This is a genomic window from Pseudomonas sp. N-1-13, assembly GCF_057787095.1.
Genome location: NZ_JBYNRI010000001.1, coordinates 2939213 through 2951264 on the forward strand (window position 1 = coordinate 2939213; position 12052 = coordinate 2951264).

Below are 12052 nucleotides of genomic sequence, written 5' to 3' on the forward strand. Positions count from 1 at the left end.
CTCAGTTCTCCTCGATATCGGTTGGCAGTGGACGCGGCAGATCATCGCCACTGGAACCGTCGAGCCAATCGACCTTGGACATCTTGCGCACCACGACGAACTCGTCGCGGTTGCAACCGACCGTGCCGTAATAGTTGAAACCGTAGGCCTGTTGCGCGTAGCCACCGATCATATGAGTGGGCTTGAGCACCACGCGGGTCACCGAGTTGTGGTGGCCGCCACGGGTCTTGGTGGTTTCCGAGCCGGGCACGTTCACGATCCGTTCCTGGGCGTGGTACATCATCACCATGCCTTCCTTGACCCGCTGGCTGACCACCGCACGGGCGGTCAGCGCACCGTTGACGTTGAAGCATTCAATCCAGTCGTTGTCCTCGATACCGGCGCGCTTGGCGTCGATTTCCGAGAGCCAGACGATCGGCCCGCCGCGGCTCAAGGTGAGCATCAGCAAGTTGTCGCTGTAGGTGCTGTGGATGCCCCACTTCTGGTGCGGGGTGATCCAGTTCAGGACGATTTCGGTCTCGCCATTGCTGCGCTTGCCCTTGACGCCTTCGATGGTGCGGGTGTTGACCGGCGGCCGATAACTCATCAGTTGCTCGCCGAACGCCTGCATCCACGGGTGATCCTGGTAGAACTGCTGGCGGCCGGTGATGGTGCGCCATGGAATCGCTTCGTGAACGTTGGTGTAACCGGCGTTGTAGCTGACGTGATCGTCTTCCAGGCCAGACCAGGTCGGGCTGGAAATGATCTTGCGCGGCTGCGCCTGGATGTCGCGGAAGCGAATCGCCTCGTGGGCCTTGGACAGCGCCAGGTGGCTGTGATCGATGCCGGTGAATTTCGACAGGGCCGCCCAGGCCTTGACGGCCACCTGGCCGTTGGTTTCCGGGGCCAGGGACAGAATCACTTCGGCCGCGTCAATGGCGCTGTCGATCTTCGGCCGACCCTGGCTGATACCGGCGTCGACCTCATGGTGATTGAGCTCACCGAGGAATTTCACTTCATCATCGGTGTTCCAGTTGATGCCCTTGCCGCCATTGCCGAGTTTCTCCAGCATCGGGCCCAGGGAGGTGAACTGCTTGTAGATGTTGGGGTAATCGCGCTCCACCACTTGCAGGTTCGGTGCGTTCTTGCCCGGTTGCGGCGCCACGCCGGCGCTTTTCCAGTCAGTGCCGCCAAACGGCTGGGCCAGTTCACCGACGCTGTCATGCATCAACGGCACGGTGACCAGGTCTTTCTCGACACCCAGGTGCCCGACCGACATGGCGGAGAACGCCTTGGCGATGCCCTTGTAGATTTCCCAGTCCGAACGCGATTCCCAGGCCGGGTCGATAGCCGCTGACAGCGGGTGAATGAACGGGTGCATGTCCGAGGTGTTCATGTCGTCTTTTTCGTACCAGGTCGCGGTCGGCAAGACGATGTCGGAATACACGCAGGTCGAGGACATGCGGAAGTCCAGGGTGGTCACCAGGTCCAGTTTGCCGATGGCACCGTTGTCGACCCATTCAGCCTCGGTCGGCTTGGATTCGCCACCAAAGCCGATGTCTTCGTTCATCACGCCGTTCTTGGTGCCCAGCAGGTACTTGAGCATGTACTCGTGGCCTTTGCCCGAGGAGCCCAGCAGGTTGGAGCGCCAGATGAACATGTTGCGCGGGAAGTTTTCCGGGCTGTCGGGTTGTTCGCAGGCAAACCGCAGGCTGCCGTCCTGCCAGGACTTGACCACGTAGTCTTTCGGGTCCATGCCGGCGGCAGCAGCATCGCGGCAAATGTTCAGCGGGTTGGTGTTCAATTGTGGCGCGCTGGGCAACCAGCCGGCGCGTTCGGCGCGGATGTTGTAGTCCAGGGCATGCTCAGGGAACTGCGATTTATCCGCCAGAGGCGACAGCACGTCGTGCATGCTCATCTTCTCGTGGCGCCATTGCGAGCTGTGGCCGTAGAAGAAGCTGGTGCCGTTCATCTGCCGTGGCGGACGGTTCCAGTCCAGGCCGAAGGCCAGGGGCAGCCAGCCACATTGCGGACGGAGTTTTTCCTGGCCGACATAGTGGGCCCAACCGCCGCCGGTCTGGCCGACACAACCACACAGCATGAGCATGTTGATCAGCCCACGGTAGTTCATGTCCATGTGGTACCAGTGGTTCATCGCCGCGCCGACGATGATCATCGAACGGCCACGGGTCTTGTCGGCGTTGTCGGCGAATTCGCGGGCGATCTGGATCGCTTTCTCGCGGCTCACACCGGTGATCTGCTCCTGCCAGGCCGGGGTGCCGGGCACCGAGGCGTCGTCGTAGTCCTTGGCGACGTTGGCGCCGCCCAGGCCACGGTCGATGGCCAGGTTGGCCGCCGACAGGTCAAACACCGTGGCGACTTTCACCACGCTGCCGTCGGCCAGCACCACGTTGTGCACCGGCACCCGGCGGTACTGCACCGCGTCACCGGCCACATGCTGGAAGTACTCCTGGGCTTCACCGGCAAAATACGGGAAGGCCACTTCAGCCACGTCATCGCCAATCAGGCTGAGCTTGAGGTCGATCTCACGGCCCTCGCCGCCTTCACGGGCCAGGATGTTCCATTTGCCCTCTTCGCCCCAGCGATAGCCGATGGAGCCTTGGGGAGAAACCAGTTCACCGCTGGCATCCAGGGCGATGGTTTTCCACTCCGGGTTATTGTCCTGGCCGAGGTTGTTGGTCAGGTCGCTGGCGCGCAGGAAGCGATCAGGCTGGTAGCCGGAGCCCGGCGCCACGCCGAGCATCGGCTTGAGCATCACCAGCACCGGCAGGTCGGTGTAGCGCTTGGCGTACTCGGTGAAGTAGGCGCTGGGCTTGTCCAGGTGAAACTCTTTGAAGATCACATGGTTGAAAGCCTGGGCCAGTGCCGCGTCAGTGCCCTGCTTGGGGTTGAGCCACAGGTCGGTGAGCTTGGCGACTTCCGAATAGTCCGGGGTGATCGCCACGGTCTTGGTGCCCTTGTAACGCACCTCGGTGAAAAAGTGCGCGTCGGGGGTACGGGTCTGCGGGACGTTGGAGCCCCAGGCAATGATGTAGTTGGAGTTGTACCAGTCGGCCGATTCCGGCACGTCGGTCTGCTCGCCCCAGACCATCGGCGAGGCTGGCGGCAGGTCGCAGTACCAGTCGTAGAAGCTCAGGCACACGCCACCGATCAGCGACAGGTAACGCGAACCCGCGGCGTAGCTGACCATCGACATCGCTGGGATCGGCGAGAAGCCAACCACCCGATCCGGGCCGTATTGCTTGACGGTGTAGACGTTGGCGGCGGCGATGATCTCGTTGACTTCTTCCCAGTTGGAACGGATGAAACCACCCATGCCGCGCTTGCTTTTATACGAGTCGGCCTTGGCCTTGTTTTCGACGATGCTGGCCCACGCTTCCACTGGCGCCAGGGTCTGCCGGGCTTCGCGCCACAGCTTGAGCAATGGCTTGCGGATCTTCGGATACTTGAGCCGGTTGGCGCTGTAGATGTACCAGCTGTAGCTGGCGCCACGAGGGCAGCCACGCGGCTCGTGGTTGGGCAGGTCGTTACGGCTGCGCGGGTAGTCGGTCTGCTGGGTTTCCCAGGTGATCAGGCCGTTCTTGACGTAGATTTTCCACGAGCACGAGCCGGTGCAGTTCACCCCATGGGTGGAGCGCACGATCTTGTCGTACTGCCAGCGGGAGCGGTAGACGTTCTCCCAGTCGCGGGACTCCTTGCGGGTCTCGCCGTGCCTCTCGGAAAACTCGCCTTGCTTGCGGTTGAAAAACCGCAGTTGATCCAGTAAATGACTCACAGTGTGTTCCTCTCAGGCTTGCTCCGCGGGGTCTGCGCCCCGCCCACGCAGGTTTAGGTTCGGCTTAGCACGGTGTCGCGGCGCCCTTGCGGGCATACCACCACCAGGTCACCACGATGCAGCTCAGGTAAAAGCCGACGAACATGTAGAAGGCCATCTCCGGGCCGCCGGTCAGGGCCATCGAAGTGCCGAATGATTTGGGGATGAAGAACGCGCCGAAGGCGCCCATGGCCGAGCTGAAACCCAGCACTGCGGCCGATTCCTTGCCGGCGTTCTTGAGCGCTTGTTCGCGTAGCTCGGGCTTTTGGCCACGGCTGGCTTTTTCATGCAGGGTGCGGAAGATCACCGGGATCATGCGGAAGGTCGAACCGTTGCCCACGCCAGTGGTGACGAACAGCAACATGAACATCCCCAGGAAGCCGTAGAAGCTGCCTCCCTGGCCGCCTTGGGGCAGGAAATGAAGGACCCCGAACACCATCGCGATCATCAGCACGAAGTTCCACAACGTAACCTTCGCGCCGCCGAGCTTGTCCGCCAGCCAGCCACCCAGTGGCCGCACCAGGGCACCGACCAGCGGACCGAGGAAAGCGAATTTGAGGGCGATGACTTCCGGGAACGAGGTTTTGATCAGCAGCGGAAACGCGGCGGAGAAGCCGATGAACGAGCCGAAGGTCGCCAGGTACAACCAGCACATCAGCCAGTTGTGCTTGCGCTTGAAAATCACTGCCTGCTCACTGAACGAAGCGCGGGCGCTGGACAGGTCGTTCATGCCGAACCAGGCAATCACGGTCACGGCGAGGATGAACGGCACCCAGATAAAACCGGCGTTTTGCAGCCACAGCGAGCTGCCGTCAGCCAGTACCTGCGGCTGGCCGCCCATGAAGCCGAACACGCCGAAGGAAATCACCAGCGGCACGCTGAACTGCATCACCGACACGCCCAGGTTGCCCAGCCCGGCGTTCAGGCCCAGGGCCGTGCCCTGCTGGGACTTGGGGTAAAAGAAGCTGATGTTGGACATGCTCGAGGCGAAGTTACCGCCGCCAAAGCCGCAGAGCAGCGCAATCAGCACGAACACGCTGTAAGGCGTGGCCGGATCCTGCACGGCAAAGCCCATCCACAGTGCCGGCAACAGCAGCGACGCAGTGCTCAGGGCCGTCCAGCGACGACCGCCGAAGATCGGCACCATGAACGAATAGAAGATGCGCAGGGTCGCGCCGGACAGGCCCGGCAACGCCGCGAGCCAGAACAACTGGTCGGTGCTGAAACTGAAACCGATGGCGTTCAGGCGCACGATCACCGTGCTCCAGACCATCCACACCGCGAAGGCCAACAGCAGCGCCGGGATGGAAATCCACAGGTTACGCCGGGCAGTCTGTTTGCCACTCTTGCCCCAGAACGCGGGGTCTTCCGGACGCCAGTCATGAATGACCGGGCCCTTTTCAGGCGTTTGCAGAACGGACATGTTCTTCTCCTTGGGCAATGCTGGAAAACGGGGATTGGCTGGCCGGCGGCTGTTTACCCAGCAGCGGGCGCTTGCGAACTTCGCTGAAGTACATCCAGGTCAGGGAGACCCAGACCACGCCGTACATCAACATGAAGCAGGACGAGCGCACGCCGGTGAGGTCCACCAGGGCGCCGAACATGATCGGCAACACGAACCCGCCCAGGCCGCCGGCCAGGCCGACGATGCCGGACACCGCGCCCATGTTTTTCGGGTAGTCGTTGGCGATGTACTTGAAGACCGAGGCCTTGCCGAACGCGAAGGCGATGCCCATCACGAACAGCAGCACGGTGAACAGCGTGGCGTTGAGGCCGATGTGAAAATCCACCGTGCCGTTGACGGTCTGCACTTGCAGTTGGGTCTGTGGGTACGAGAGCAGGAACAGGCAGATCCAGCTGACCCACAACACCCACCAGGTCACGCTCTGGGCGCCCCAGCGGTCGGACATCCAGCCACCGACGGCCCGCAATACGCCACCGGGCAGGGAGAAGCAGGCCGCCAGCAGCGCCGCGCTTTGCAGGCTGAAGCCGTATTCCTGCACGTAGTACTTGGTCATCCACAGGGCCAGGGCTACATAGCCGCCGAACACGATCGAGTAGTACTGGCAGTAGCGCCACACCGCTGGTTCTTTCAGGGTTTTCAGTTGCTCGCGCAACGTGGCGCCGCCGGTGCCGCTGTGCTCCTTCTTCTCGGTTGTGAGAAACCAGAACAGCAGCGCGGTGATGAACAGAATGGCGCTGAACACCTTCGGCACCAGGTGCCAGGAACCGAAGGCGATCAAGGCCGGAGCGAGGAATTTGGTCAGCGCGGCGCCGGCGTTGCCCGCGCCGAACACACCCATGGCGAAGCCTTGATTCTGCTTGTCGAACCACTTGGCCACATAAGCGATGCCCACCGAGAACGATCCACCGGCCAGCCCGACAAACAGGCCCAGCACCAAAAACTGCCAGAAAGCCGTGGCCAGGGTGATCAGGTACAACGGCAGCACACAGGAGAGCATCAGCAGGAAGAACACGATGCGCCCGCCGAAGCGGTCGGTCAGCAGGCCCAGGGGCAAGCGCACCAGGGAACCGGTCAGCACCGGCGTGGCGGCCAGCAGACCGAATTGGGTTTCGTTGAGCGCCAGCATTTCCTTGATCGGAACACCGAGCACGGCAAACATCATCCAGACCATGAAGCACACGGTGAAGGCCAGGGTACTCATCCCCAGTACCAGCCCTTGTTGCACTTGCGCTCGCATCTCGATGCACTCCCCGTCAGTTCGATGAGCGCAGCCTAGTGATGCCTACCCCGTAAAAACTTGACCTGGGTCAACGTGCGTCCCGGCGGTACTGGCCTATGCTGGGCCCGTCTACCTCTTAGGGGGTAGAGCCTGAAGTTGATAAGAACCTTTATTTATCAAGGCTTTGAACATTTCGGCCGTGGCTTTTATCGAAACGTAGCGGCCGACAACTCTTTAGAGGTAGTGCGCCCGGGATCGGCTGCTATCCCCCCCAACGCCAGGGCGTCCCCATGTTCGGTTTGCAGAATTTCCTCCAGGGCCAGTCTCGATGATGCGGTGGCTGCGCAGTTCCCTGCCCGCTCGCGCCGGGCTGGCGGTGATCCTGATCGCCATCCTCGCCCTGGCCAGTTCCTTGAGCGCAGGTCTGATTGCCTGGTTCAGCCAGGGCGACGCGGCCGCCATCAACACCGCCGGTTCCGTGCGTATGGAGACCTATCACCTGAGCTGGAAACTGGCAGCCGGGGCCAGCGACGATGTCCCGGCGATCATCGACAGCCTGCAACGACGTCTCGAAAGCCCGTCCTTGCGCGCCGTGCTGGAAGACGGACCGGCGACCTCCCTGCATCAGAGTTATCAGAGCCTCATGCAGCGTTGGAACCAGACCTTGCGCCCGGCGATCGAACGCGGCGATTCGGCGTTCTTCCAGGCCAGTGCCGCTTCCTTCGTTGCGCAACTGGACCAGTTCGTCACCCTGTTGCAACGCCAGAGCGAGCACAAGCAAGCCTGGCAACAGACGATCCAGGGCATGGCGCTGTTCACCACCATGATCATCCTGCTGATCGGTCTGTATGAATTGCAGTACGGCGTGGTCACGCCCTTGCAGGAACTGGTGGACGCCACCCAGCGCTTTCGCCGTGGCGAATTCCAGGTGCGGGTCAACCATCAGTCAGAGGATGAACTGGGCCAACTGGCGACCAGCTTCAACACCATGGCCGAGACCATCGAGCAATCCCATCGCACCCTGGAGAATCAGGTCCAGCAAAAGACCCTGAACCTGCAACAGGCCAATGCCGCCCTGGAGCTGCTGTACCAGAGCAGCCGCAGCCTGGCCACGCGGCAGGCCAATGCCGAAGGGCTGGATGAACTGATCAGCCGGTTCCAACAGCGACTGCCGGGCCTGCGCCTGTCGCTGTGTCTGCAAGGCCAGTTGCAGGCGCCCGCCCGGCAACTGCTGTCGCTGCATGGCGCCAACAGCCGCGAGGTCTGCGCCAGCAGCGATTGCGCCACCTGCCAGAAACACCACAGCGCCCGGCCGCAGACGTTCAGCATCAGTAACCAGGGCACGGAACTGGGTGAACTCAAGGCGCATTTTGTCGACGGTCACGCGGCGCAACCCTGGGAAACCGCACTGATCCAGGCCCTGGCAAACCTGATCGGCACCTCGCTGTCTCTCAAGCGCCAGCGCGAACAGGACCATCGCCTGCTGTTGCTCGATGAGCGCACGATCATCGCCCGCGAACTGCATGACTCCCTGGCCCAGGCCTTGTCGTACATGAAGCTGCAAGTCAGCCGCATGCAAACCCTGATGCGTCGCGGCGAGCCGGTGCAAACCCTGGAAACTGTCACCGCCGAACTGCGCGAAGGCCTGAACAATGCCTACCGGCAGTTGCGCGAACTGCTCACCACGTTCCGCTTGCAGATCCACGACGACGGGCTGGTCCAGGAACTCAAGGACACCGCTGAAGAATTCTCCCGCCGGGGCGATTTCCGGGTGCATCTGTTCGTCGACACCCTGGCCTTCGAGCTGTCGGCCAGTGAGCAGATTCATATCCTGCAGATCACCCGCGAGGCGCTCTCCAACTGCCTGCGCCATGCCCACGCAGAGAACGCCTGGCTCGAACTGCGCCAGGAAGGCGAAACCGTGCGACTGTCGGTCGAAGACGATGGCCGGGGCTTCAGTGGCGAAGTGGACCAGCGCGAACACCACGGCCTGAACATCATGAACGAACGGGCCCGCAGCTTGCGCGGCCAACTGCAAATTATCTCCCGAACGCCCCAGGGCACCCGTATCCAGGTGCATTTCCAACCGGAATTCCTGGGCCAACACAGCGAAGGTCTCGCAACATGAACGCCCCCCTGCGTCACACCCTCCTGCTGGTCGACGACCATCCAATGATGCGTCGAGGGATCCGCCAAATGCTCGAACTCGAAGACGACTTGCACATCGTCGGCGAAGCCAGCCACGGCGAAGAAGCCCTGACCCTGATCGAACCGCTCAAACCTGACCTGGTCCTGCTGGACAACAACATGCCGCAAATGAACGGCATCGAAACCCTGCGCCGGCTGCGGGCCATGCATTACACCGGCAAGGTATTGCTGTTCACCGTATCCGACGCCGAGGACGACATTCGCGATGCCCTGCGCCTGGATGCCAACGGTTACCTGCTCAAGGACATGGAGCCGGAGTTGCTGGTGCAGTACATCCGCGATGCCCTCAACGGCGCGCTGGTGATCAGCCCCGGCCTGACCCGCGTCATGGCCCAGGCCTTGCGCTCCCCTCCCCGCCAGGCCGACGTGGAACTGACCGAACGCGAACGCCAGGTACTCAAGACCATCGCCGGCGGCTGCAGCAACAAAGTCATCGGCCACAAGCTGGGCATCACCGAAGGCACGGTCAAGGTCCATGTGAAAAACCTGCTGCACAAACTGGGGTTGCGCTCACGGGTCGAAGCCGCCGTGTGGGCCATGGAGCATCTGCGCGGAGTGGGCTAGCCCGGCAAACCAAACCTCCTGTGGGAGCAAAGCTTGCTCGCGATGACGGCGGCACATTCAACATCCCTGCAGGCTGACCCTCCGCTATCGCGAGCAGGCTCGCTCCCACAGGGTTTGTGTTTGAGCGGGGACGCACCTCCCTCTTCCGAGGTAGGCCTGCGGAGGCATAGGCCGGGGGCGCGTGGGGTTCTACCATGACGGCACGCGGAGGTACGCCATGCTGACTCATCCTTCCATCGTTTTACTGTTGCGTCGTCATCACCTGTTCAGCCAGTTACCGGAGCGGGTCTTCGAAGACGTGTGCAACCTGGCCGTGCTCAAACGCCTGGAGTGCAACAGCACGCTCATGCACCAGGGCGACCCGGCCAAGCGGTTTTTCCTGCTGGTCAGCGGTCAGATCAAGCTGTTCCGGGTCACCGGTGAAGGTCAGGAAAACCTGGTGGAAATCATCCAGCCCGGGCAGACCTTCGCCGAGGCTCTGCTGTTCAGCCAGGCCCGGTGCTACCCGGTCAGTGCGTCGGCGCTCAAGGACAGCGTACTGGTGAGTATCGAAGGCACTCATTACCGCAAGGCTCTGGAAGACCAGCCGAAGGTCTGCCTGGCGATCCTGGCGAGCATGAGTATCCATTTGCACCAGCGCCTCAAGGACATCGACAACCTGACCCTGGCCAGCGCCAGTCGGCGGGTCATCAACTTTCTGCTTCAGGAACGCGACCCGCGCGACGGCCAGGTGGTGCTACAGGTGTCCAAACGCCTGGTGGCCTCCAAGCTGGGAATCCAGCCAGAGACTTTTTCGCGCATTCTCCATCGCCTGGTAGACGGTGGACTGATTGCCATGGAGCGGCGCAACATTCGCATCCTGGCCGAAGATGAGCTGGACGCTTACCAGCAATAACCCGCGCAGCCCCAATTCCCTTGTGGCGAGGGGATTTATCCCCGCTGGGGCGCGAAGCGGCCCCTATTCAAACTATCTGACACAGCGCATTGGGACTGCTTCGCAGTCCAGCGGGGATAAATCCCCTCGCCATAGGTTCAGCCAGACTCACTATCTGCGGTGTCATTTCCAACGATCATCGGTATCAACCGCTCAAACAACGCGTCCCCCTCCTCTTGCGTGCAATCGACGCCGAAACGCTTGCGCCAGCCCAACTGGCTCAAAATCACATGCACGTCCGCTTCCAGATCATGCTGCTGCAAACACGCCTGAACGCACTGCAACGGACAACCGTCCAGCGCGATGATCCGCCGCCCCGAGCGCGCTTTGTTGACCAGTGCCGGCACATGCCCGCCGACCCCGACGATGCAGGACATCTCGGCCAGGCCGGCGCGGTCCAGGCGCAGGGCGACGGTGTTGGCCAGTTGCGCCACGTTGGAGCAACCGGAACAGGAGTACACCAGGGGCAGTGAGCCTGGAGCTTTCATCAGGCCGCCGCCAATCCCTTGCCCGCCCGTTCCAGATTGCGCCATAACCAGGGCGGCAAGACCTCCGGGTCGAGGCTGTCGATCAGGTTCTTCAGCGCCAGCCCCAGTTCGGTGTCGCCCTCGATCACCAGGCGTCGCCGGAAGAACAGCGTGTCTGGATCTTCCTGACGGCTGGCGAGCAAGAGGAATTCACGCCAGTTACCGCTGATGCTGACCTGGGCTTCGGCTTGTTCGGCAATGCGCAGTCCGTCCCGCGACAGCGTCAGGTACCAGCACAACTTCAGGTCCGGTACCCGCAGGCATAGCCAACGCTCGCGCAACACCTCGAACCCGCCATCGCGCAGCGGCTCGGCCAGGCAACGGTTGAGCGCCTGCTGCAACGCCAGGCGCTGTACGACAAAGGGCACCTTGCCCACCAGCGGGAGCACCCGGTCAGCGCCTTTGAGCAACCATTTTTTTCGACTCAGCACAGGCCCGCCTCCTCAACTTTCAACATACCGGCATGACCGTGCCAATAGCCGTTGCAACCGGCCACAAACAGCGGTGGTGCCTCGCCCTGGCGAACGTTGTCGAAGGCCCTGACCACCTCGGCCATGCCCTGGGCGCGCGGGCTCAGACGCAGCACGTCGGCGCCACTGGCCATCAGCGCGGGGTAATCGGCCAACAGATTGGTCACCTCACCGGACATCGTCTGAATGCCATTGAGGGTGAACAGTTGCTGGCCCTCCTGACTGCTCAGCGCCAGGCCGTCGGGATAGTTGATGCAACAGAACTGACAGTCGTCCTTGGGCCGGTTTTCGGCCCGGGCGGTGAAGCAGCGTGCCGAATAAGCCAGGGGCAAGTGGCCGTAGGCAAAAATCTCCACCTCGGGGACCTCGCGGTCCATTTCCCGCACCTGCTCCAGTACATCGCCGATCAGCGCCGCCGAGCACTCCACAGGCGGTACCCAGCGAATCATGCCGCTGTCGAGCAATTGCCCCAGGGCATGGCCGTTGTACAGGTTCAACGCCGGGCCGCCCACGAAAGGCAACTTGCGTTCAGCGAGAAACTGCACCGCCCCCATGTCATTGGCTTCCACCAACAATTGGCCGTTGTCACACAGCCGACGCAAGGATGACAGCTCCGAGGCCGCTTCGATCAGCGTCAGGCTCGACAACACAATCTGTGCCTGGCTGCACGCTTGCAGTTCGCGCCCCAGGCCCAGCCATTGATCCAGGGAGAATGCCCGGCGCTTTGAGCACACGGTTTCCCCCAGGTAAATCACATCCAGCGGCAAGGCCGACATCTCGGCGTAGAAATTCCCCAGTTGCGCTTTGTCCCAGTAAAACAGGACCGGTCCCAGGCTGAGTTTCATCTGGCC

The 12052-nt window shown here is 62.1% G+C and carries 9 protein-coding genes; 3 read left to right on the plus strand and 6 right to left on the minus strand.

Going from position 1 to position 12052, the window contains the following annotated elements; translation table 11 throughout:
- Position 1: 1 nt before the first annotated feature.
- The 3 genes from AC3I65_RS13270 to AC3I65_RS13280 form a co-directional block, all read right to left on the minus strand.
- Complete coding sequence (locus tag AC3I65_RS13270; RefSeq protein WP_488523852.1) at positions 2–3775, minus strand: nitrate reductase subunit alpha; 3774 nt, start codon at positions 3773–3775, stop codon at positions 2–4.
- A gap of 64 nt (positions 3776–3839) precedes the next feature.
- Entirely contained in the window at positions 3840–5237 is a 1398-nt protein-coding gene (locus AC3I65_RS13275) for a NarK family nitrate/nitrite MFS transporter (protein ID WP_047229173.1), read from the minus strand.
- Positions 5215–6516 carry an MFS transporter gene (locus tag AC3I65_RS13280; protein WP_047229174.1) on the minus strand — a complete coding sequence of 434 codons (1302 nt, stop codon included), beginning with the start codon at positions 6514–6516 and terminating at the stop codon, positions 5215–5217. Before AC3I65_RS13280 ends, AC3I65_RS13275 begins: the two co-directional genes overlap by 23 nt.
- Positions 6517–6826: 310 nt before the next feature.
- On the opposite strand from AC3I65_RS13280, the gene AC3I65_RS13285 reads away from it, so the two are divergent.
- From AC3I65_RS13285 to AC3I65_RS13295, 3 genes are all read left to right on the plus strand, one after another.
- The gene (locus AC3I65_RS13285; RefSeq protein WP_076384511.1) at positions 6827–8626 is read left to right on the plus strand and encodes a HAMP domain-containing protein; all 1800 of its coding nucleotides are present in this window, start codon (positions 6827–6829) and stop codon (positions 8624–8626) included.
- A complete protein-coding gene (gene narL / locus AC3I65_RS13290; protein WP_047229176.1) occupies positions 8623–9270 on the plus strand; it encodes a two-component system response regulator NarL in 648 nt (215 codons plus the stop codon). Before AC3I65_RS13285 ends, narL begins: the two co-directional genes overlap by 4 nt.
- Positions 9271–9487: 217 nt before the next feature.
- Entirely contained in the window at positions 9488–10165 is a 678-nt protein-coding gene (locus AC3I65_RS13295; RefSeq protein WP_047225852.1) for a Crp/Fnr family transcriptional regulator, read from the plus strand.
- A 137-nt stretch (positions 10166–10302) separates the two neighbouring features.
- On the opposite strand, the gene AC3I65_RS13300 is transcribed toward AC3I65_RS13295, so the two are convergent.
- Genes AC3I65_RS13300 through AC3I65_RS13310 form a run of 3 tightly spaced genes read right to left on the minus strand, consistent with a single transcriptional unit; the run spans position 10303 to position 12046 of the window.
- Entirely contained in the window at positions 10303–10692 is a 390-nt protein-coding gene (locus tag AC3I65_RS13300; RefSeq protein ID WP_488523853.1) for a putative zinc-binding protein, read from the minus strand.
- Positions 10692–11162 carry a ubiquinone anaerobic biosynthesis accessory factor UbiT gene (gene ubiT / locus AC3I65_RS13305; protein WP_488523854.1) on the minus strand — a complete coding sequence of 157 codons (471 nt, stop codon included), beginning with the start codon at positions 11160–11162 and terminating at the stop codon, positions 10692–10694. Before ubiT ends, AC3I65_RS13300 begins: the two co-directional genes overlap by 1 nt.
- The gene (locus AC3I65_RS13310) at positions 11156–12046 is read right to left on the minus strand and encodes a U32 family peptidase (RefSeq protein WP_310662613.1); all 891 of its coding nucleotides are present in this window, start codon (positions 12044–12046) and stop codon (positions 11156–11158) included. The genes ubiT and AC3I65_RS13310 overlap by 7 nt, the downstream gene beginning before the upstream one ends.
- Positions 12047–12052: the final 6 nt, after the last annotated feature.